We start from the raw sequence: 20,736 nt of genomic DNA on the forward strand, positions 1-20,736 counted from the left end.
CAACGTTTGCTATTGACACGCATCAAGTTTTGTTGGTCGCTTCCCGTGACAATGTGCTGAAATGAACGGTGGCCCGCGCGTTGCGCGCGCCGTTCATTTCCGTTTGCGCTTCCCCAGGTCCCGCACCATGCAGACGACCATCAGCCAGACGCACGAGGAAAACCGGCAGATCGCGGCTTGCCTGCGCGAAGCCGCGCAGCTGCTTGCCGATCAGGGAGCGAATCCTTACCGGGTTGCCGCGTATCGCGCGTCGGCCGATACGATCGAGTCGCTCGACGACGGCATCCGCACGCGCTTCAACGCGGGCGGTGTCGATGCGCTCGGCGCGCTGCCCGAGGTTGGCACGGGCGTCGCGCAGGCGATCGCCGAATGGCTGGTGACCGGGCGCTGGCGCCTGCTCGATCGGCTGCGTGGCGATGCGGAACGCGTGTCCGCTTTCGAAGCCGTGCCGGGCATCGGCCATGCGCTCGCGCTGCGGATTCACGACCAGTTGCACATCGATACGCTCGAGGAGCTCGAACGCGCGGCCCGCAGCGGCCAGCTCGACGCGATTTCGGGCGTCGGCCCGCGTCGCGCGGCCGGCATCCGTGCGGCGCTCGACGACGTATTGAGCCGGCGCCGGCGCTGGCAAGGCCACGCGCGCGACGCCGACCTCGGCACCGAGCCGCCTGTCGAACTGCTGCTTTACATCGACCGCCTGTACCGCAACAAGGCCGCCGCCGGCATCCTGCCGATGCTCGTGACGCGCCGCGTGAACGCGGACGTCAGCGTGTCGCCGCCCGTGATGCACATGACGAAAGGCGGCTGGCATTTCACCGCACTGTGCCCGTATCCCGCCCGCCCGCACGAGGCCGGCCGCACCGCGGACTGGGTCGCGCTCTACTTCTACGATGCGTTGCAATGCGAGCACCAGCGGACGGTCGTCACCGAAACGTTCGGTTCGCTCGTCGGCAAGCGCATCGTGCGCGGACGCGAGATGGAATGCCGCGTCTATTACGCCGGATGATGCGCGCGGGGCATTAGCCGCAGCGGCTTGCCTGCCCCGTCGCACGCTCCCGCGCCCCGCTCCGGCAAGCCGAACCGCCTACGCGCCTTCCGTCTTCGTGCGACGCGCCGGATGACGGTGCGCGGCGATGCGCAGCAGCTTGCGGAACGACGGACACTCGAGATGACTCGGCGCCGGGCACACGGCCGCATACCGCAGCGCATCGCGCACCGCACCGAGACGGCGGATCGTACGGTCGAGCTCGTCGGCCTTGTCGTCGAGCTTCGCGCGATCGATCGCCGGGCGGCCGTCCGCGCCGAACATTGCGAGGATGTCGTCGAGCGCAAAACCGGCCTCGCGGCCGAGCGCGATCAGCGCAAGGCGCTCCAGCACCGACTCGTCGTACTGGCGCCGCAGCCCGTGGCGGCCGTTCGGCACGATCAATCCCTTTTCCTCGTAGTAACGCAGCGTCGACGCGGGCAATCCCGAGCGACGCGCGACATCGGCGATATCCAGACGGCTCATGCTTGACCTCAAGTGAACTTGAAGTTGCAAGATAGCTGCTCGACTCCTTCGACACAAGACTGGACCGCCATGAACCCGCCGAAACCGACTCCTTTCCCGTCGCGCTCCCGCCCCCCCTCGGAAAACGGCGAGCGTCGACGTCGCGCACGCGGCGACGGACTGACGAGGCGACGGGCGCGCGCGGTGCGCGCCCGGCCGCCTCAGGCCTTCATCGTCCCGGTGCGCACGTAGCGTTCGTGCCACGACAGCGCCTCGGCGAGCAGATGCGGCGTGTGCTTGCCGAAGCTCTCGCGCGACGCGCGCTCGAAGTAGTCCTCGAGCATCGGACGGTAGTCCGGATGCGCGCAGGTCGCGATGATCTTGCGCGCACGCTGCTTCGGCGACAGGCCGCGCAGGTCGGCGAGCCCCTGCTCCGTGACGACCACCGCGACGTCGTGCTCGGTATGGTCGACGTGGCTCGCCATCGGCACGATCCGCGAGATCGCGCCGCCCTTCGCGGTGCTGGCCGACATGAAGCACGACAGGTAGCCGTTGCGCGCGAAATCGCCCGAGCCGCCGATGCCGTTCTGGATCTTCGTGCCCATCACGTGTGTCGAATTCACGTTGCCGTAGATGTCGGCTTCGATCATCCCGTTCATCGCGATGCAGCCGAGCCGGCGCACGAGCTCCGGATGGTTGCTGATCTCCTGCGGGCGCAGCAGGATTTTTTCGCGGAACGTCGCGATCTCGTCGGCGAAGCGCTGCACGGCGGCCGGGCTCAGCGACAGCGCCGTGGCGGACGCGAAGCTCAGCGTGCCGTCGTCGAGCAGGTCGAGCATGCCGTCCTGGATCACCTCGGTGTACGCGGTCAGGTTCGAGAAGCCGGCGGAGCTCAGTTCCGCGAGCACCGCGTTCGTGATGTTGCCGACCCCCGACTGCAGCGGCAGCAGGTTTTCCGGCAGACGGCCGCGCTTCACTTCGTGGCGCAGAAAGTCGATCAGTTGCAGCGCGATCTGCTTGGACGTGGCGTCCGGCGCGGAGAACGCGTTGCTGCGGTCCGGCGCGTCGGTCTCGACGATCGCGACGATCTTGTCGGCCGGACAGCGCAGGTACGGCTCGCCGATCCGGTCGTCGCTTTTGGTCAGCGGAATTGGCTTGCGGTGCGGCGGCAGCGCGGTGCCGTAATAGACGTCGTGCATCCCGTCGAGGCCGAGCGGCTGGCGCGAGTTGACTTCGAGGATCACGTGCTTCGCCTGCTCGAGCCACGTCTTGTTGTTGCCGATCGATGCGGACGGAATCAGCAGCCCGTCCTCGCGGATGCCCGCGACTTCGACGATCGCGACGTCGAGGTCGCCGTACAGCCCGAACCACGCGTATTGCGCGACGTGGCTCAGGTGGACGTCCTGGTAGTCGACTTCGCCGCTGTTGATCTTGTCGCGCAGCGTCGGGTCGGACTGGTACGGCAGGCGCATCGAGATGCCGTTGGTGCGGGCGAGCGCGCCGTCGAGCTCCGGCGCGGTCGACGCGCCGGTCAGCACGTTGATCCGGAAGTCCTCGCCGCGCGCGTGGGCGGCCTCGATGTGGGCGGCGAGCGCGGCCGGCACGGCCTTCGGATAACCCGAGCCGGTGAAGCCGCTCATCGCGACGGTCATGCCGGGACGGATCAGCGCGGCGGCTTCGTCGGCGGTGCGGACGAGCGAACGCAGGGCGGGAGCGAGGATGCGTGATGAAGACATGGTTGTATATCTGACGCTTTTGGTCTGTCGTTGACGTCGCGGGGGGTGTCTCCTGAGCGACGCGAAGCCCTTGGGGCCGCGAGGGGCGGCCCGGCACCACAGGCACGGTCGGAGTATCGCAGAGGCCATCGCCGCGAAATGTCCGCTGAATGCAAAAGATACTTACTGAATGCGCCGGGTATCGAACGGCCGTTCTGTGACAGGCGGAACAATCTTCCGAATGCACCCGAAAGGTGCGCGAAAGCGAATCGGCAATTTGCCGCCTGCGGATTACGACCGACCGAACATCAGTCGACCGTGACCTTTCCGGATTGACTGCCAGAACGCAGGGAATCAACATGCCGCGGCCGATCGAAGATCAACGCGGCCAATTGTCGCCCCGGGTCGCTTTTTCGGGCCTGATGCACATCAACCCGGCGACGCACGCGTCGCGTCAGCGGCCCCTCTGGGCGAGGCCCGCAGGCCCTTGACAGTCGCGCCATGCGAACCACACTGGATTACATATGGCCCGGGTGCGCGAATGCCGTTTCGCACATCCGGCGCGTAACCGGCCGATGCGCGGAATCGCGTGAGCACTCCCGCATGTCAGGACATTGATCGAAGAAAAAGCAACAAATTACAATTCCGTATATATTTCGCCGATGGACCAAAGAAAAACCGCCAAACACCCGGAGCCGCCGCTGCCACGCACTTGGGATGCGCGGCTCGCGCGCGCGCTCGTCCGGCCGCTGATCGACACGCCGGTCACCCCGAATCACCTCACTACCCTTCGTCTGCTGATCGGCCTCGCCGGCGCCTGGTGCCTTGCGCAAGGCGGCTTCGGCTGGAGCAACGCAGGCGCATTTCTGATCGTGCTGTCGAACTTCGTCGACCATACCGACGGCGAACTCGCGCGCATCAGCGGCAAGTCCAGCAAGATCGGTCACTTTTACGACCTCGCGGCCGACGCGCTCGTGACGGTCGCGCTGTTCGTCAGCATGGGCGTCGGCATCGTCGCCCAGGGCGGCCAGATGGCCGCGTCGCCGGTGCTGCTCGGTGCGCTGGCCGGCGGTGCCGTCGCGCTGATCTTCTTCCTGCGCATGCGGATCGAGTCGGTCGCCGGCAAGGCCGGCACCAAGCAGGCGTTCGCCGGCGGCTTCGAGACGGAAGACGTGCTCTACCTGCTGCCGCTCGTGACGCTCACCGACAGCGTCCAGCCGTTCCTGCTCGCGGCGTCGATCGGCGCCCCGCTGTTCGCCGCGTGGGTCGTGCTCGACTGGTGGCGCATCGTGCGCCGCGGCAACACCCCGCAGAATTCAACCGAAATCCAGGCTTCCAAATGACTTCTAGCACGCGCGACGACTCCGTGCTGAGCCCGGCACGCCCCGCGCCTGCGCGCGCGGCGGCGGCCGATCCCGATCGCACCGTGGCCGGCTGTGTCGGCCAACTCGACCTCGACCGCCTGCGCAGCGACTACACGCGCCAGGGGTCGTTCCTGTATCTGGACGCATTCCTGCCGCCCGACGCGCACGCGAAACTCGCGGCCGCGGCCCGCGCGCTGCAGCCCGGCCTGAACCGCAATTACCTGCCTGGCCACAAGCAGGGTGGCAGCGTGAGCCGGCACACGATCGACGAAAAGGCACCGTACATCGCGGAGCTGTACCGCTCGAAGGCGCTGATCGGCTTCCTCGAGAAGATCACGGGCGACAAGCTGATGGTGTCGCCGGAGAACGATCCGCACGCGTACGCGCTGTACTACTACACGAAGCCCGGCGACCACATCGGCTGGCACTACGACACGTCGTACTACGACGGTCGCCGCTATACGCTGCTGATCGGCGTGATCGACGAATCGTCGTGCCGGCTCGACTACGAACTGCATACGCGCAATCCGGACGTGCCCGACGAACCGGGCTCCGTGCAGATCGCCGACGGCGGCATCGTGCTGTTCGACGGCGACAAGCTGCGCCATCGGATCACGCCGCTCGGCCAGAACGAGACGCGCGTATCGCTGACTTTCGAATACGTGACGAACCCCGGCATGCGGCCGTGGAAGCGCTTCATCTCGAACATGAAGGACGCGATCGCGTATTTCGGTTTCCGCCAGGTGTTCAAGCAGCTGGCCACGCGACGGTCGACCGGGTCATGACACGCGCCGGCCTGATCCTGCTGTCCCTCGGAACGGCACTCTTCATCGCCCTGCTCGCGTGGCAGGGCGTCGGCGCGGTCGCGTCGACGCTCCTCGCCGCCGGCTGGGGCCTCGCGCTCGTCGCGGCGTTCCACGTCGTGCCGCTCGTGATCGATGCGTTCGCGGTATCCGTGATGTTTCGCCGCGGTCAACCGGCCGCCGAGCTCGGCAACGCGCTGCGCGCGCGCTGGGTCGGCGAATCCGTGAACAGCCTGCTGCCTGCCGGGCAGATCGGTGGCCCGGTGCTGATGGTGCGCTACCTCGCGCAGCGCGGCACGAGGATGGCCGATGCGGCCGCCGCGATCACCGTCGGCACGACGATGCAGGCGCTCGCGCAGATGGCGTTCGCGCTGATCGGCATCGCCGCGTTCAGCCTGTATGCGACGCACGATTCGGTCGCTCACCTGCGCACGCCGGCGCTGATCGCCACCGGCGTGCTCGGCGCCCTCGCCGTCGCGTTCTACGCGGCGCAGCGGCGCGGGCTGTTCGGCCGCGGGATGCGTCTCGCGTCGAAGCTGCTCGGCCCGCGCGACTGGTCGTCGCTGGCGACCCGCGCGGATGCGATCGACAACGCGGTCGCCGCGCTGTACGGCGATCGTGCGAAGGTCGCGAAGACCTTCGCGTTGAGCCTCGCCGGCTGGATCGCCGGCACCGCGGAAGTGTGGCTCGCGCTGCACTTCCTCGGGCACCCGGTCAGCTGGCTCGACGCGCTGCTGCTCGAGAGCGTCGGCCAGGCGATTCGCGGTGCGGCGTTCGCGATCCCGGGCTCGCTCGGGGCGCAGGAAGGCGGTTACCTGCTGCTCGCCCCGCTGGTCGGCCTGCCGCCCGACGCGGCGCTCGCGCTGTCGCTCGCGAAGCGCGCGCGCGAACTCGCGCTCGGCCTGCCCGGCCTGCTCTATCTGCATTTCAGTGAAAGAAACTGGCAGCGGCGCCATGCGCCGCAGCCTCTCGCCGACTGATCGTTCAGATCCGCCGGCTTTTTGGTTGGAGAACCCATGCGAGCCATCATTCTTGCGGCAGGCCTCGGCTTGCGCCTGCAACAACCGCCCGAGGCGCAATTCCCGAAGTGCCTGCTGCGCTTCGACGACGTGTCGCTGCTCGAGCGCCATCTGCGCGTACTCGACGCCGCGGGCGTCGATGAAATCGTGCTCGGGCTCGGCTTCCAGTCCGAGAAGGTCGAGCAGGAATTGAAGCGCCTCGGCCGCACCGCCGAGATCGTCATCAACGAGCGCTACGACCTCGGCAGCGTGCTGACCGTGCATACCGTCGCCGATGCGATGACGCGCGGCGGCGACGTGCTGCTGATGGACGCCGACGTGCTCTACGACGAGAACATCCTGCACGCGCTGGTGGCCGATCCGGACAAGTCGGTCGACCGCCTGCTGATCGATCGCGACTTCGAAGCCGGCGACGAGCCCGTCAAGCTGTGCCTGAAGAGCGGCGTGCCCGTCGAGTTGCGCAAGCAGCTCGCGGTCGACCTCGACTACGACACGATCGGCGAATCGGTCGGCTTCTTCCGCTTCACCGAAGGCACCGCGCGCCGCCTCGCGAAGATCGTCGCCGGCTACGTCGACAGCGGCCGCGCGAACATGCCGCACGAGGAAGCCCTCCGCGACCTGCTGCTCGAAGGCGGCCATTCGTTCGACGTCGCCGACGTCACGGGTTCGCCGTGGATCGAGATCGACTTCCCGAACGACGTCGCACGCGCGACACAAGACATTCTTCCCCTGATTCAACGCACCACGGCAGGAGCCGCACGATGAACGCTCGCGAACCCAACTTCTCCGAATCGCGCAGCGCACGCCTGCGCCGCATGCTCGTCAGCAACGAACTCGAATTCCTGATGGAAGCGCACAACGGCCTGTCCGCACGGATCGTCCGCGAAGCCGGCTTCAAGGGGATCTGGGCATCGGGCCTCGCGATCTCCGCGCAGTTCGGCGTGCGCGACAACAACGAAGCGAGCTGGACGCAGGTCGTCGACGTGCTCGAGTTCATGGCCGACGCGAGCGATCTGCCGATCCTGCTCGACGGCGACACCGGCTACGGCAACTTCAACAACGTGCGCCGCCTCGTGAAGAAGCTCGAGCAGCGCGGCATCGCCGGCGTGTGCATCGAAGATAAACAATTCCCGAAGACCAACAGCTTCATCGGCGGCGAGCGCCAGCCGCTCGCGGAAATCGACGAGTTCTGCGGCAAGATCAAGGCCGGCAAGGATTCGCAGAGCGACCCTGACTTCTCGATCGTCGCGCGCGTCGAGGCGCTGATCGCGGGCTGGGGGATGGATGAGGCGCTGCGCCGCGCGAACGCGTACGCGGAAGCCGGTGCCGACGCGATCCTGATCCACAGCAAGCTGTCGCGCCCTGACGAAATTCTCCAGTTCGCACGCGAATGGAGCGGCAAGGCGCCGCTCGTGATCGTGCCGACCAAGTACTACAGCACGCCGACCGACGTGTTCCGCCAGGCCGGCATCAGCACCGTGATCTGGGCGAACCACCTGATCCGCGCATCGGCGTCAGCCATGCAGGCCGTCGCGCGCGAGATTCATGAAAACGAGACGCTGATCAACGTCGAGGACCGCGTCGCGTCCGTCAACGAGATCTTCCGCCTGCAGGACGCCGACGAATACTCGGCAGCCGAGCGCATCTACCTGTCGTCGTCGTCGCGCGCGTCGAACGCCGCGATCGTGCTCGCCGCGAGCCGCGGCAAGGGGCTCGAGGCCGTCACCGAGGATAAGCCCAAGGTCATGCTGCCGGTCGCCGGCAAGCCGCTGCTGCGCTGGCTCGTCGACGGCTTCAAGACGCACGGCGTGAACGACATCACCGTGGTCGGCGGCTATCGCGCCGACGCGATCGACACGTCGGGCATCAAGCTCGTCGTCAACGAGCGTCACGCGCAGACGGGCGAGCTCGCGTCGCTCGCGTGCGCGGCCGAACGCCTGACCGGCGACACCGTGATCTCGTACGGCGACCTGCTGTTCCGCAGCTACATCGTGCGCGACCTCGCGGAGAGCGAGGCCGAGTTCAGCGTCGTCGTCGACTCGTCGCTGACCGAGCCGACCAACCAGAGCGTGCGCGATTTCGCGCTCTGCTCGGCCGCCGACGACCGCGGCCTGTTCGGTCAGAAAACCTACCTGCAACGCGTATCGAGCGACGTCGCCGCAGGCACGCCGCATGGCCGCTGGATCGGCCTGCTGAACGTGCGCGGCGCAGGCGTGGACCGCCTGAAGGCGATGCTCGCGACGCTGCAGGCGCGTCCTGATTTCGACACGCTCGATATCCCGTCGCTGCTCAACGAACTGATCGCCGCCGGCGAGAAGATCGAAGTGCAGTACGTGCACGGCCACTGGCGCGGCGTCAATGACCTCGAAGACTTCCGCCGCGCGGGCGACTTCGCGCACGGCCAGACGCCGCTGTCCGAGCCGGGCGCCGGCAACGGGGGCGCGCAATGATCGAAGCGGCACAGTTCGTCGAGGCCGCGCGCGAGCGCGGTTTCGACTGGTACGCGGGCGTGCCCTGCTCGTACCTGACGCCGTTCATCAATTACGTGCTGCAGGACCCGACGCTGCACTACCTGTCGGCTGCGAACGAAGGCGACGCGGTCGCGCTGATCGCGGGCGCCACGCTCGGCGGCAAGCGCGGGATCGCGATGATGCAGAACTCCGGGCTCGGCAATGCGGTGAGCCCGCTCACGTCGCTGACCTGGACGTTCCGGCTGCCGCAGCTGCTGATCGTCACGTGGCGCGGCCAGCCGGGCGTGTCCGACGAGCCGCAGCACGCGCTGATGGGGCCCATCACGCCGGCTATGCTCGACACGATGGAGATCCCGTGGGAGACGTTCCCGACCGACCCCGAACAGGTCGGCCCGGCGCTCGACCGCGCGATCGCCCACATGGACGCAACCGGCCGCCCGTACGCGCTCGTGATGCAGAAAGGCAGCGTCGCGCCGTATGAACTGAAGGCGAACCCGGCGGCGACGCCGCGCGCGCATGTCGCCGCACAGTCCGCGGCACGTGCCGAATCGCCCGCATCGTGGCCGACCCGCCACGACGCGCTGCAACGCGTGATCGCGCACACGCCGGTCGATTCGACCGTCGTGCTCGCGTCGACCGGCTTCTGCGGCCGCGAACTCTATGCGATCGACGACCGTCCGAACCAGTTGTACATGGTCGGCTCGATGGGTTGCGTGACGCCGCTCGCGCTGGGTCTCGCGCTCGCGCGCCCCGACCTGCGCGTGGTGGCCGTCGACGGCGACGGCGCCGCGCTGATGCGCATGGGCGTGTTCGCGACGCTCGGCACCTACGGCCCGTCCAACCTCACGCACGTGCTGCTCGACAACGGCGCGCACGAATCGACCGGCGGCCAGGCGACCGTGTCGCGGCATGTGTCGTTCGCGGGCGTCGCGGCCGCGTGCGGCTATGCGTCCGCCGTCGAAGGCGACACGCTCGACGTGCTCGATGCGATGCTCGCTGCGGAGGGCGACGGGGTCCGGCCATCCGGTACGCAGTTCGTGCGCGTTGCGATCCGCACGGGCGTACCCGACGGCCTGCCCCGCCCGACCGTCACGCCGGTCGAGGTCAAGACCCGCCTGATGCGGCATATCGGCGCCGCACAGGCCGAAGCCCACGCCGAAGGAGCTCATTGATGCTGCTGCTGAACCCTGGCCCGGTCACGCTCACCGAACGCGTGCGCCGCAGCCTGCTGCAACCCGACCTGTGCCATCGCGAAAGCGAGTTTTTCGATCTGCAGGATGAAGCGCGTGCGCGCCTCGTCGCCGCGTACGAGCTCGATCCGGCCGAATGGGCCGCCGTGCTGATGACGGGCTCGGGCACCGCCGCCGTCGAAAGCATGATCGCGGCGCTCGTGCCGCAGGACGGCAAGCTGCTCGTGATCGAGAACGGCGTGTACGGCGAGCGCATCACGCAGATCGCGACGCAGTACGGGATCGCGCATGATGTGCTGAAGCATGAGTGGATGCAGGCGCCTGATCCCGCGCAGATCGGTGCGAAGCTCGATGCGGGTGGGTATTCGCACGTTGCGGTGATTCATCACGAAACGACGACTGGCCGGTTGAATGATCTCGGTAAGATCGCCGACGTATGCCGCGCGCGTGGTGTGAAGATGCTCGTCGATGGTGTGAGCAGCTTCGGGGCTGAGGCGATCGACTTTGCCGGCGGCGTGATCGATGCTGTTGCCGCGACCGCGAACAAGTGCCTGCACGGCGTGCCGGGTGCCGCGTTCGTGATCGTGCGCCGGAGCGCGCTTGCCAAGGCCGCGAGCCGCACGTACTACCTCGATCTCGGTCGGCTTGCGAAGCTGCAGGATCAGCGGAATACGCCGTTTACGCCCTCCGTGCATGCTTACTATGCGCTCGTCGAGGCACTGCGCGAGTTCGACGAAGCCGGTGGCTGGCGTGCGCGGCATGCGCACTACAAGGCGCTTGCTGATCAGGCGCAGGCTGGGCTGGCGGCGCGTGGGATGTCGCTTGTGCTGCCGGAAGGTGCTTCGTCGGTTGTGCTGCGTGCGTATCGGCTGCCGCAAGGCGTTACGTATGAGACGCTGCACGACGGGTTGAAGGCGCGCGGCTTCGTGATCTACGCGGGGCAAGGCGGGTTGTCGAAGGAACTGTTCCGCATCTCGACGATGGGGGCGATTCAGGCGGCTGACGTCGAGCGGTTGCTGGATGGGTTTACGGAGTTGACGCGGTAAGCGTTGCCCTGCTTGTTCGTTCGTCCATGAAAGGCCCGCAAGGGCCTTTTTTGTTGTTCGTCGGGGAGCGCGCGGGGAACGTGGGGGGGACTGGCGGCGTTCGGCCAACAGGCGACGTTCGCGATCACCGTGACGTGGACACGCGAGCGACGGTTCCGCTAGAACAACGGCCCTTGGCCGTGCAATTGCCAAGCCCCGTTTGACAACCGAGCCTGTCTCCGTGCGTGCCGGAAACGCTTTCATGCCACGCGGATTCAAGGATGGAAATGGTGCCGGCCACAAACGCTTACTCTGGTAAGATTCCGCGGCGCCCACGCTGACATTCGCTTGTCAAAGTTTGCGCACGCAACACTATCGGGGGAAAGATTGGACTGGCCGGCTTCGATTCAAGCGTTTGGGAGTATCGCTTCTTTAGTAGTCGCTGTAGCTGCTTTTTGGGTTCCACACAAGATAAGTAAACGCGCTTTGGAGCAGGCGGCTGTTGACAAAATGGCGCGTTCTCGAATTGCACAGGCATCACTACTACCAACCCTCTACCGGCTCCGCTCCGCTACATCGGATTTTCTCGAAGAGGAATCCTGCGAGCTCTCATTCCTTGGCGTTCGGAGAGAAGCGGAAAGCTTTGATAGCAATTTCTTCGACTTAGTACCCGAGGTTGCTGCCATACTCGCGCTCGCTGTTGAAAGCGGTGCCATCCAGAAAGACGTAACTGAACTTTCGATCCTTTTGTTTAAGACAAAGGAAGATCTTTCGTCTACAACGAAGCTGCAGAGGGACGGCTATCATGCAGCATGGATTAATCATAAAGACATTTTCATTGACGCCGCCCGAGCGCTCAACACGTTATCTGACAAGATCATCAAAGAAATCGAAGCCCAGCCGAGCAGCAAGCCCTGACATCAGCATCACATCCAGTCACTGGCAGCTCGTGTAGTGCGGCAGGTTGCCATTGAGATTCGAGGCAACGCCGATGGGCAACAGGTCAGCCGGCTCGACGTCAGCAATACTGACGATAGCCACCGTTCCCCGATGGTTATGCCGACGGCGGCTTCTGTCGATGACTCGCCCTCAAATGACGGCACCGAATGACCGTCGCGATTTGCTACTTGCCCTTGGAACCTTGACCGATCGACCGCCTGTAATGGGTCGATCGGCGCCGGTCGCGCGTTGCAGGGCGGCGGCCGGCCGCCGGCCGCGTTCGGCCAATTTCAGACACTCGGTCCGCGGCGCTGAATTGGTGACAATCTGGCAAGCTTCGCGAATCACCGATACTTGGAGGGTAGTGGTGTCCATCAATGTAAGCGGCACGGAAGGCTACGCGGAGAACGCACAATCGCTCGTCGAACAATGGCGAGACATCTCGTTTGAGGAACACCATAAGCCGGTCATGCATCTCGTTCCGACGCATCCGGCCTGCATCCTTGACGTTGGAGCCGGTATCGGAACCGACGCCGCTGCGTTTGCGGCGATGGGGCATACAGTCGTAGCGGTCGAACCCGTGGACGCGCTGCGCGTTGCCGGAATCAGGCAGCATCCGTCTCCTCGGATTGAATGGCTGGACGATAGCCTACCCAATCTAGCAATCCTGCGTTCGAGACGAAAGAAATTTGACTTAGCGATGCTCTCGGCCGTCTGGATGCACCTCGACGGAGACGAGCGTCGTCGGGCAATGCCGAACGTGAGCGCTCTACTGTGCGACGGCGCCATGCTGGTCATGTCCTTGCGTCACGGCCCGGTTCCGAAAGGACGACGGATGTTCGACGTTTCGGTGGAAGAGACCATTCAACTCGCAAATGCGTATGGTTTGCGAACGGTGCTGAACGTCCGGACCGAATCCAGCCAGCACGGAAATCGGCGCATGGGTGTGACATGGACCCGAGTGGCCTTCTCCAACGACGGCGCACGCGGTTAGCCTCATCTAGAAGTATCCGACGCTAGACGGCCAACTACGGCCGTTCGCCCGTGCAGCCGCGCGGCCATTGGAAAGTCAGCTTGACCGCTGACAGCGTCCGTTCGTTGGAATCGTCGGCCTCGGCTAGCGATGATCGCAGCGGCTTATATTGATGTCGTGTTCAACGGCGCCGGAATGTCGAATAGCATAGTGCTGATGTGAATCTCGCGCCCAGGATCGGAACTCTTGACAAAGACATAGCGACAGTCGCCGTCCGGTACGTGGCTCGCGGTTTTACGATACTCCGATCTTGCTATCATCACCTCGTGCATCTTCTGCCGTACCGCGAATGAGTCTTTGTTCCGGTTGAAAATGAGCAGAGCACATTTTGAATCCCGCCATGAAAGGTATCCTAGAAGCTGCTCAATTGCCTCGTCGAATCCTTTTTCGCCTCGCCAAAATTTGCACTCGGCAATGAAAATATTGCGGTTGTCGACACGGATCAAAATATCGGTCTTACCAGCCGCGTTGAAGGTCTCGCCGGTCGCTGTGCCGTCGTAGTGCCCGTTCAATTGCAGGAGAAAGTGTGTTCGAATCGCCTCCTCATCCAGCGACGCGAAGGCGTTAGGGTTTCGCTCAATGACTAGCGACATGCTCCGGATCACGCTGAGGATGTGTTCATATTCCTTTTGTTCGAGGGTGGGTTCTGGAGCAAATTTCGCGGTGGCCGCGGCAGGCCGACTCACAGGCGGCTTTCGGCGCACATCGGGCGCGACATACGTCATAGGCCTATCGCGCGGCTTCATCGGTATGCCCAATGCCGAAATTGCGCCGTTGGCGGTCTTTGCTTTGGCGATTTTCTGCGCCAAAACTGTACGAACGGAGTTCTCGACGCTGCGGTTATGGCCCATAACATCGTTACGAATTTGGGCCGCCGCTTCGATCAACATTCTGATGTTGCTGTCTATCTGCTGCTTGATCTGCTGCGGGTTGGCTTGATCATCTCGGAAGGTCGAATAAAACGTTACTTCGGTATCTCCGACATTCAGTTCGGGATAAGGATGCATCGTAAACGTCGACGGTTGGGGAGGTATCCGGAATTTCGTGTGTGAGGCGGATTGAGTTTCAGACTCCAATGTTGAATCGTTCCGGGTAAAGCAGCGCAAACTGGGTCATCGCGCTCTTCCAATCGTGCCGGGAACCGGTCCACTTGGCTACGACGTTGCGCAGCGCTAGCCAGATCAGTTTGAGCGCGGCCTCGTCCGACGGGAAGTGGCCGCGCGCCTTGATGATCTTTCGAAGCTGCATGTGCAGCGACTCGATGGCGTTGGTCGTATATACAATTTTCCGGATATCGGGCGCGAAGGCATAGAACGGAATCACCTGATCCCAGGCTCGTCGCCAGAGGGCGGCAATCGGTGGGTATTTCGTACCCCACGGGCTCGTATCGAACGCATCCAGCGCCACGGCGGCCGCTTCGGCCGACGGTGCCCGATAGACTTCCTTGAGCGCCGCCGCGACGGATTTCCGGTCTTTCCAACTGGCGAAGTCCAGCGAGTTCCGGATCAGATGCACGATGCAGGTCTGGACCGTCGTTTCCGGGAACACCGTGTTGATTGCTTCCGGAAAGCCCTTCAGGCCGTCGACCACGGCAATCAGGATGTCCTGCACGCCACGCAGCTTCAGGTCGTTCACCACCCGCAGCCAGAACTTGGCCCCCTCGGTCTGCTCGATCCAGAGGCCCAGCACGTCACGTGTGCCGTCGCGGCGCACGCCCAGCGCCAAGTAGATCGCCTTGTTGCGGACCACGCCTTCGTCGCGGATCTTGACGCGCAAGGCGTCGAAGAACACCACCGGGTACATCGGCTCGAGCGGCCGCTGTTGCCACTCACGCACTTCGTCGATCACCGCGTCGGTGACGGTGCTGATGAAGTCCGGCGACACCTCAATGCCGTACATCTCCAGCAAGAAGCCCTGAATCTCCCGCACGCTCATGCCGCGTGCGTACATCGCGATGATCTTGTCGTCGAAGCCGGTGAAACGCCGTTCGCCCTTGGCGATCAGCACCGGGTCGAAGGTGCCTTCGCGGTCGCGCGGAATCTCGACGTCGAGCAGGTCGTCATCGGTCGCGATGCGCTTGCGGCTGGTGCCGTTGCGATGGTTCGTGCGGCCGCCCGGTTTGGCTTCACCCTTCTCGTAGCCAAGGTGGTGCGTCAACTCGCCACCCAGCGCGCGCTCGAAGATCGCCTTCTTGAGCGCAGCGAGCTGCTCGTTGATCGTTGCGCGGTCCAACGTCCCGGGCACCAGTTGCTTGATCAGTTCCGGGTCCAGGTTCAAGCCCTTGCCCGGCTCAATCGTCACTTCTTCCTTGCGTTTGCGTGGCATAAAGTGGCTCCTTGGCCATCAGTTTATGCCTCACACACAAAGGTTCGGATAGGCTCACGGTTGGAGGTGCCAGAGGTCGCGAGACCCAGTGTATGGCACCGAAATGGAAAGCTGCGTTCCCTTGGCGGACCTTTGCCGCGCGCCGGGAAAACCAAACTCGAAATCACTATAGACGGCCATATCTACACTGCGCGGCTCGTCCATGTAATGGCCGTCCGAATCAAGCGTGAGAGGTTCCAAACGGTACTTAGACAGGAAATAGTCCTCGAGCTCACTTGCTGACGCTTTGAGGACATAGTCGTTTTCCAGCGATTCAATCTCCTGTACGAGTTCGGCTTCTCGTTGGCGGAAGTAGTCATATGTCGATGCCGTGTTGAACGGCCGGCCCATCGTGTGGTTTCTCATCCGTCCTCCCGTTGCCTCTATCGATAGCTCTATCGGTTCGCGCACTGAAATACAGCGGCATTTTACTGGCAGCGACTGCGGATTTTGCCGCCCTTTTTACTTGCCAGATAGCGTCCATGGTAGCAGCACTTGTTTCGTGCGCGCCTCGTACGTAACTCACCGAATCGATACCGACGTAATTCCCAAGCCGCAAAAGCAAGGCGGTGTCCTCGTCTGGCGCGTCGGCGATCTCCGCCGTGCCCTCGCGTCAGGAGGGGCCCATGGCACTCGATCCCGCCGCGCTCTTGCTTGCTACAAAACACCACGCCAAGAAGACAGCACCGGCTCCGCTCTCCTCGTGGACCTTCGCTTCCCTCGCCAGCTTGCTCGTGAATCTGGGAAAACGTTCGGTGAAGGCCTCCGCGCTGCCCACCGCGGTCAGCCCCGGCTCGCGCACGGCGCGTGTCTAGCCCCCGAGCCAAAGCAGCCGCGGAGCTTCCATGCGCGCCGGCGCCCACGTCCGGAACGAGGCAGAAAACAGAGTCGCCGTGACCCGCGCTGTCGCCGCCCTCAGATCAACAAACGGCTGTCGCTCAGTGAGCGCGCTGCGCGCGAATCATCGCCCACGGCATCAATCTTGGCCGCGTCGAGCAGGCCCGCGTATTCGTGTTCGACACCAGTTTCGATGTCGATACCGCTATCGCCGCGCTCGACGCGGCCCATGCGGTCGGTGCGGCGCCACGCTCACCGACGCTCAGCGAAAGGACGGTCGGAGGAAAGCAGCCTAGATGACCGAACTACTCTGCTACCTGCCGTTGGGTTGGTCGCAACGCGACCGTCGGCAACGGGTCGGGTAGCGACCGTCCGTAGGCGCACACTCAATCTCCCTGTGCCTGAAAGGAGATTGTCATGAGATCCGAGAGTGTCGCCGTTAGCCGTCGTGTGCCATGGAACAAGGGCAAACTCACCGGGCAGAAACCGCCGCTAAAGCTCCGAGAAATTTGGGCGATCAGGACGAGGCTTTAGATGGCGTCGAACGTCCGTGAGCTCGCGATGTTCAATCTCGCAATCGACAGCAAGCTTCGAGCGTGCGATTTCACGCGATTGCAGGTGCAGGACGTCCGTCACGGAAGCCACGTGGCTGCGAGGGCCACCGTCATGCAGCAGAAGACCCAGCGGCCGGTCCAATTCGAGATCACGGAACAGACCCGTGATAGCCTCGAAGCTTGGATCGAAGCGCGAGGGCTGAAGGCCGCGGATTTTCTGTTTCCGAGCCGGTTGCATTCGTCACCGCATCTGTCGACCCGGCAATACGCCCGAATGGTGCATCGCTGGGTCGCGTCGATTGGACTCGACGATACCGCATACGGTACCCACACTATGCGCCGGACCAAAGCGTCGCTGATCTACCGGCGAACGAAAAATCTTCGGGCGGTACAGCTGCTGCTCGGGCATACGAAGCTAGAAAGCACGGTTCGCTATCTCGGCATCGAGGTCGACGATGCCCTTGAGATGGCGGAGCAAACCGAGGTTTGATGTACCTCGGCCGGCGAGCGGTCGCTTGCCGGCCAGGAACCGTCATTGAGAGATAAAATCTGAGAGTCTGCTATAGCCTGATCGCTGCCGGTGAATGCTCGACCGTACAGCGACAGTTGGCATCGGAACCGGTCGCCCAATGTGCTGTTCCAATGCACAGATAATCAATCGATGGTCACTCCGGTTGTCGTCGAAACCTTTGACGCGAAGCGGAAAATCAGCACGAAAAGAGCTTCGTAAACGAGACTCGCGAGCTAAAAAGGGGAACCCATGAAGCAACCGCGGGATGAAGCCCAAATTTTTGAGGACCTAGTCGAGCTAGCTGCATCGTCTGGATACATTCATGCGGTAGCACATATCTGTCATCGCGACAACGTCATTCACTTCCAGGGCAAATTGAAGCCGTCCGACATGGAACGGCTGTTCAGTAGAGAGCGGCTAATTCGGACGGAATTGACGACGCTGATAGGCTTGATGGTCAAGAATCCGTTGGACTTGTCTCCGCAGCCATGCGGAGTGATCGAGGAGTACGTCAAGCGCACTGATTCCCTTATGCGAGAATTGCACGATGCGATGTCTTACCCGATGTTCGCGGCCATGATCGGGGCGATGAAGGCGGGTACCGAGCCACCAGATCCGTGGCGCGGACCGGGCATGCGAGAGCCCATCTTCTATGGCACAGAGTCCGCCTACGCCTTCCAGTATAGGGACTTCGTGCCTGAGAAGTACGGGGCCGATGACGATTGGATGCTCGAGACTAAAGGGTTCACCTCCAACCAGGCGCGGATTATCGCGGAGACGATGTGCGCCTTGATGGAGGAAAAGGGGACGAGACTCTTCGAGGATGCCCGAACTGCCAAGGCTCCGCCTGCAACTTGGTTACCGGCATTCGAGTTCTCGCTGGATGAGGTGATATCTAATAGCGGTATTTCGAAGTGCGTAGTCGAAGCCTTTTTCCACGCATTCCTCTTTTCGGGAGACAACTCGGGATTCAAGGAGGTGGGCGACTTCAATGAGGTTGCCGCTCGGCCGCTCCTACCTACCGACCGCGGGACTGTGCTCCTTTTCTCGCACTACGCTATTTACGAGGCGCTATACGAATCCCCTTTCTTCTGGATGTGGGAAGACAAACCCTACCGTCCGACGGCCGCAAAGCATCGCGGAGCTTTTACTGAGCAGTTCGCTGCACGCCGGCTAGCCAAGGTCTTCGGCAGCGAACACGTCCATATGAACGTGAACTTGCATCGTGGCAAAGACATCGTCGGTGAAGCGGATGTCCTCGTCATCTATGGAGACCGGCTCATCGTCGTGCAAGCAAAGGCGAAGAAGCTGACCATCGCCGCGCGGAAAGGAAACGATAACCAGTTGAAGGCCGACTTCGCTGCCGCCATCCAAGATTCATATGATCAGGGCTGGACGTGCGCGAGCGAGATGCTTGCCGGTGGATGTCGTCTGATTGACGACAACGAGAAAGAAGTCGGGCTTCCACTGCGCATCAAAGAGGTCTTCCTGTTCAGTCTTGTATCGGAGCACTATCCGGCGCTTGCCTTTCAGGCAAGCCAGTCGTTGAAATTCCAGACTACCGATGTCATCCGATCTCCGTTCGTGATGGACGTGTTTTTTCTCGACACGTTGACGGAGATGCTGACGTCGCCGTTGCGACTGTTAAGCTACGTGAAGTTGCGCGTAGCCGTCTCGGACAAGCTAATGAGCGGACACGAGCTGACCGTGCTCGGCTACCACCTAAAACAGAATCTCTGGCTGGATGAGAGGTACGATCGTGTCATGCTCGAGGATTCCATCGCTCAAGATCTGGATACCGCGATGCTGGTCCGCAGGGATAATCTGCTTGGCGACGATACACCGGCGGGAATACTGACAAAGATGCGTGGAACTCGCTACGAGAGTCTCATTAAAGAAATCGAAGTTAAGGCGAAGCCGGCAATTCTCGAACTCGGGTTCCATTTGCTTTCAATGGACGAAGATGCGTGTAGGGACGTTCATCGTGCACTTGAGATCATCACACGGAAAGCGCAGTTCGACGGTAGGCGACACGACGTTACGCTTGCATCGAGCACACCACCTTGTGGGGTTAGCTTCCATTGCAATCCAACGCCATCTCCCGAAGCGATTGCAGTGCTGGAGACACACTGCGCCAAACGCAAGTATCGGCAACGTGCGGCGCAGTGGTTTGGTGTCTCTGTCAGCCCGGACGGGCAAGTCCAGTTCGGCGTCACCCTGGATTTCCCGTGGGAAATCTCTGATGAAATGGAGCGGCTTACAACTGATATGAAGCCGGCATCTAACGTGCGCGATGCTTTGGCGCAATATTCACGTAAAGTCAGTCGTCAGAAACTCGGTCGGAATGACCCGTGTTACTGCGGCAGTGGGCGCAAGTACAAGAAGTGCTGCTTGAGCTAGTCAGGAGCGCCTAGCCGGGTATGCGCCGTTGCCTTGCTACGTTACCCAGGTGTCCTTGCGTTATAGACAGACTCGTCCCGGCTCGTCGCACTATTTCAGCCCACCAACGTGGTTCTTGATGAGGAGAGCCACGACCGGGAGGATGACCACAATCTGGTCCGGACGGTAAGTAGCTCGCTCGCGCCTTATGGGGCGGCTTGCAAAAACGGACGTTGTTCAACGAAACCGCAATGACCGCTTCGGGTCGTTTTGAGCCGGTAACGGCCCACCGAGGAGATATCCGGCGGCGTTCGGCTCGGCCATTATGAGCCCTTCACGACCAACGCCCGCATTGACGCTTAAGTGCCAGAGTGACGCTTGCGATGATTCCCTCGACAACTTCCGCGATCTACCGCGCCCGTCGTTTCCATCGCGATCGCTGTGCTTGCAGTGGCAAAATGAGTGCCCCGTTGCCGGACGGTCCCGATGAATGGCGCACCCGAAGGCGTGAGCATCCCAATCATGGTGCCTTTGCAGGGCACAAAACATCTGTGCAAGGCGGCGTATCACGCCGTCCGAATTCGCGGCACCAAGCAGGGCACAGCCCGAGCGAGGTTATGCCATGACAGACATGAGAAATGGAATGACGACTACATTCGACGAGGCGACAACGGCGGCGATCGCCGCGTTTGCCAAACTGGATTTCTACACGGCTGTGCAAGCGATGCGCGCCGAGGCAGATTACGACCACGAACGAGACCAGTGGATCTCGCGCTATATCGACGAGCACGGCGGCGGCGTGGACGATGCAGCATACGACGCCTTGCACGCTCAGGCCCAGACAACCCCGGAATACGCGCAGTTCGTCGATGCGGTTCGCCGGGAAATCCTGGACTACTTCGGCGTGACTGCCGATCAACTGGACTGCATGGTCGTGCTACGCAACGACGACAGCGATGAGCTTTGGGCGGAAGTCAATCGGCAACGGAGCGCGCTGGGAACCGGTGAAGTGCGCGGAGATCTCTGATCGAAAGATGCGAAGT

General features: G+C 62.9%; 19 protein-coding genes and 1 pseudogene. 14 read left to right on the forward strand and 6 right to left on the reverse strand.

Annotated features, from left to right (window positions below):
* Positions 1–127: 127 nt before the first annotated feature.
* Positions 128–1,006 (forward strand): helix-hairpin-helix domain-containing protein, encoded by an 879-nt coding sequence (locus FFI87_RS24655; RefSeq protein WP_138848693.1) that lies wholly within the window; start codon positions 128–130, stop codon positions 1,004–1,006.
* Positions 1,007–1,084: 78 nt separating this feature from the next.
* Here the strand turns inward: FFI87_RS24655 and FFI87_RS24660 are convergent, their stop codons facing one another.
* Together FFI87_RS24660 and FFI87_RS24665 are read right to left on the reverse strand one after the other, a co-directional pair.
* Positions 1,085–1,510 carry a helix-turn-helix domain-containing protein gene (locus tag FFI87_RS24660; protein WP_138848692.1) on the reverse strand — a complete coding sequence of 142 codons (426 nt, stop codon included), beginning with the start codon at positions 1,508–1,510 and terminating at the stop codon, positions 1,085–1,087.
* A 200-nt stretch (positions 1,511–1,710) separates the two neighbouring features.
* Positions 1,711–3,225, reverse strand: a complete 1,515-nt coding sequence (locus FFI87_RS24665; RefSeq protein ID WP_011658563.1) for an acetyl-CoA hydrolase/transferase family protein — start codon at positions 3,223–3,225, stop codon at positions 1,711–1,713.
* 641 nt (positions 3,226–3,866) lie between these two features.
* Here FFI87_RS24665 and FFI87_RS24670 point away from each other — a divergent pair.
* From FFI87_RS24670 to FFI87_RS24710, 9 genes are all read left to right on the forward strand, one after another.
* A complete protein-coding gene (locus FFI87_RS24670; RefSeq protein ID WP_012365837.1) occupies positions 3,867–4,547 on the forward strand; it encodes a CDP-alcohol phosphatidyltransferase family protein in 681 nt (226 codons plus the stop codon).
* Entirely contained in the window at positions 4,544–5,353 is an 810-nt protein-coding gene (locus FFI87_RS24675; RefSeq protein WP_012365836.1) for a 2OG-Fe(II) oxygenase, read from the forward strand. Before FFI87_RS24670 ends, FFI87_RS24675 begins: the two co-directional genes overlap by 4 nt.
* The gene (locus FFI87_RS24680; RefSeq protein WP_138848691.1) at positions 5,350–6,351 is read left to right on the forward strand and encodes an HpnL family protein; all 1,002 of its coding nucleotides are present in this window, start codon (positions 5,350–5,352) and stop codon (positions 6,349–6,351) included. Before FFI87_RS24675 ends, FFI87_RS24680 begins: the two co-directional genes overlap by 4 nt.
* Positions 6,352–6,387: 36 nt before the next feature.
* A complete protein-coding gene (locus FFI87_RS24685) occupies positions 6,388–7,155 on the forward strand; it encodes an NTP transferase domain-containing protein (protein ID WP_138848690.1) in 768 nt (255 codons plus the stop codon).
* On the forward strand, positions 7,152–8,840 hold the full coding sequence (gene aepX, locus FFI87_RS24690) for a phosphoenolpyruvate mutase (protein WP_006760252.1): 1,689 nt from the start codon (positions 7,152–7,154) through the stop codon (positions 8,838–8,840). Before FFI87_RS24685 ends, aepX begins: the two co-directional genes overlap by 4 nt.
* The gene (gene aepY, locus FFI87_RS24695; RefSeq protein WP_138848689.1) at positions 8,837–10,033 is read left to right on the forward strand and encodes a phosphonopyruvate decarboxylase; all 1,197 of its coding nucleotides are present in this window, start codon (positions 8,837–8,839) and stop codon (positions 10,031–10,033) included. Before aepX ends, aepY begins: the two co-directional genes overlap by 4 nt.
* Entirely contained in the window at positions 10,033–11,097 is a 1,065-nt protein-coding gene (locus FFI87_RS24700; protein WP_138848688.1) for a 2-aminoethylphosphonate aminotransferase, read from the forward strand. Before aepY ends, FFI87_RS24700 begins: the two co-directional genes overlap by 1 nt.
* Before the next feature lie 366 nt (positions 11,098–11,463).
* Positions 11,464–11,994, forward strand: coding sequence for a hypothetical protein (locus FFI87_RS24705; protein ID WP_138848687.1), 531 nt, complete (start codon positions 11,464–11,466; stop codon positions 11,992–11,994).
* A gap of 388 nt (positions 11,995–12,382) precedes the next feature.
* Positions 12,383–13,009, forward strand: a complete 627-nt coding sequence (locus FFI87_RS24710; protein WP_186381730.1) for a class I SAM-dependent methyltransferase — start codon at positions 12,383–12,385, stop codon at positions 13,007–13,009.
* A gap of 143 nt (positions 13,010–13,152) precedes the next feature.
* Here the strand turns inward: FFI87_RS24710 and FFI87_RS24715 are convergent, their stop codons facing one another.
* Genes FFI87_RS24715 through FFI87_RS24725 form a run of 3 tightly spaced genes read right to left on the reverse strand, consistent with a single transcriptional unit; the run spans position 13,153 to position 15,778 of the window.
* Positions 13,153–14,055 (reverse strand): hypothetical protein, encoded by a 903-nt coding sequence (locus FFI87_RS24715; protein WP_138848686.1) that lies wholly within the window; start codon positions 14,053–14,055, stop codon positions 13,153–13,155.
* Positions 14,056–14,113: 58 nt separating this feature from the next.
* Positions 14,114–15,373 (reverse strand): IS256 family transposase, encoded by a 1,260-nt coding sequence (locus FFI87_RS24720; RefSeq protein ID WP_138848321.1) that lies wholly within the window; start codon positions 15,371–15,373, stop codon positions 14,114–14,116.
* Between the two features lie 54 nt (positions 15,374–15,427).
* Positions 15,428–15,778, reverse strand: coding sequence for a hypothetical protein (locus FFI87_RS24725; protein ID WP_138848685.1), 351 nt, complete (start codon positions 15,776–15,778; stop codon positions 15,428–15,430).
* Between the two features lie 260 nt (positions 15,779–16,038).
* Between FFI87_RS24725 and FFI87_RS24730 the strand changes: the two genes are divergently transcribed.
* Positions 16,039–16,227 carry a hypothetical protein gene (locus tag FFI87_RS24730; RefSeq protein ID WP_138848684.1) on the forward strand — a complete coding sequence of 63 codons (189 nt, stop codon included), beginning with the start codon at positions 16,039–16,041 and terminating at the stop codon, positions 16,225–16,227.
* A gap of 100 nt (positions 16,228–16,327) precedes the next feature.
* On the opposite strand, the gene FFI87_RS34585 is transcribed toward FFI87_RS24730, so the two are convergent.
* Positions 16,328–16,480 carry a hypothetical protein gene (locus FFI87_RS34585; protein WP_186381731.1) on the reverse strand — a complete coding sequence of 51 codons (153 nt, stop codon included), beginning with the start codon at positions 16,478–16,480 and terminating at the stop codon, positions 16,328–16,330.
* Positions 16,481–16,666: 186 nt separating this feature from the next.
* On the opposite strand from FFI87_RS34585, the pseudogene FFI87_RS24735 reads away from it, so the two are divergent.
* The 3 genes and pseudogenes from FFI87_RS24735 to FFI87_RS24745 all read left to right on the forward strand — a co-directional run bounded on the left by FFI87_RS24735 (position 16,667) and on the right by FFI87_RS24745 (position 20,720).
* Positions 16,667–17,293 (forward strand): annotated as a pseudogene (locus FFI87_RS24735) (tyrosine-type recombinase/integrase).
* 270 nt (positions 17,294–17,563) lie between these two features.
* Positions 17,564–19,714, forward strand: a complete 2,151-nt coding sequence (locus FFI87_RS24740; RefSeq protein WP_138848683.1) for a nuclease-related domain-containing protein — start codon at positions 17,564–17,566, stop codon at positions 19,712–19,714.
* 622 nt (positions 19,715–20,336) lie between these two features.
* Positions 20,337–20,720, forward strand: a complete 384-nt coding sequence (locus FFI87_RS24745; RefSeq protein ID WP_138848682.1) for an ATP-dependent protease — start codon at positions 20,337–20,339, stop codon at positions 20,718–20,720.
* Positions 20,721–20,736 lie beyond the last annotated feature (16 nt).

The sequence above is a fragment of the Burkholderia sp. KBS0801 genome (genome assembly GCF_005937855.2).
Classification (GTDB): domain Bacteria; phylum Pseudomonadota; class Gammaproteobacteria; order Burkholderiales; family Burkholderiaceae; genus Burkholderia; species Burkholderia ambifaria.

What these genes read in the sequence shown, in the direction of transcription:
- FFI87_RS24655 (WP_138848693.1), top strand. Translation starts at nt 128, where the DNA reads ATGCAGACGACCATCAGCCAGACGCACGAGGAAAACCGGCAGATCGCG.
- FFI87_RS24660 (WP_138848692.1), bottom strand. Translation starts at nt 1,510, where the DNA reads ATGAGCCGTCTGGATATCGCCGATGTCGCGCGTCGCTCGGGATTGCCC.
- FFI87_RS24665 (WP_011658563.1), bottom strand. Translation starts at nt 3,225, where the DNA reads ATGTCTTCATCACGCATCCTCGCTCCCGCCCTGCGTTCGCTCGTCCGC.
- FFI87_RS24670 (WP_012365837.1), top strand. Translation starts at nt 3,867, where the DNA reads ATGGACCAAAGAAAAACCGCCAAACACCCGGAGCCGCCGCTGCCACGC.
- FFI87_RS24675 (WP_012365836.1), top strand. Translation starts at nt 4,544, where the DNA reads ATGACTTCTAGCACGCGCGACGACTCCGTGCTGAGCCCGGCACGCCCC.
- FFI87_RS24680 (WP_138848691.1), top strand. Translation starts at nt 5,350, where the DNA reads ATGACACGCGCCGGCCTGATCCTGCTGTCCCTCGGAACGGCACTCTTC.
- FFI87_RS24685 (WP_138848690.1), top strand. Translation starts at nt 6,388, where the DNA reads ATGCGAGCCATCATTCTTGCGGCAGGCCTCGGCTTGCGCCTGCAACAA.
- aepX (WP_006760252.1), top strand. Translation starts at nt 7,152, where the DNA reads ATGAACGCTCGCGAACCCAACTTCTCCGAATCGCGCAGCGCACGCCTG.
- aepY (WP_138848689.1), top strand. Translation starts at nt 8,837, where the DNA reads ATGATCGAAGCGGCACAGTTCGTCGAGGCCGCGCGCGAGCGCGGTTTC.
- FFI87_RS24700 (WP_138848688.1), top strand. Translation starts at nt 10,033, where the DNA reads ATGCTGCTGCTGAACCCTGGCCCGGTCACGCTCACCGAACGCGTGCGC.
- FFI87_RS24715 (WP_138848686.1), bottom strand. Translation starts at nt 14,055, where the DNA reads ATGCATCCTTATCCCGAACTGAATGTCGGAGATACCGAAGTAACGTTT.
- FFI87_RS24720 (WP_138848321.1), bottom strand. Translation starts at nt 15,373, where the DNA reads ATGCCACGCAAACGCAAGGAAGAAGTGACGATTGAGCCGGGCAAGGGC.
- FFI87_RS24725 (WP_138848685.1), bottom strand. Translation starts at nt 15,778, where the DNA reads ATGAGAAACCACACGATGGGCCGGCCGTTCAACACGGCATCGACATAT.
- FFI87_RS24730 (WP_138848684.1), top strand. Translation starts at nt 16,039, where the DNA reads ATGGCACTCGATCCCGCCGCGCTCTTGCTTGCTACAAAACACCACGCC.
- FFI87_RS34585 (WP_186381731.1), bottom strand. Translation starts at nt 16,480, where the DNA reads ATGGGCCGCGTCGAGCGCGGCGATAGCGGTATCGACATCGAAACTGGT.
- FFI87_RS24740 (WP_138848683.1), top strand. Translation starts at nt 17,564, where the DNA reads ATGAAGCAACCGCGGGATGAAGCCCAAATTTTTGAGGACCTAGTCGAG.
- FFI87_RS24745 (WP_138848682.1), top strand. Translation starts at nt 20,337, where the DNA reads ATGACGACTACATTCGACGAGGCGACAACGGCGGCGATCGCCGCGTTT.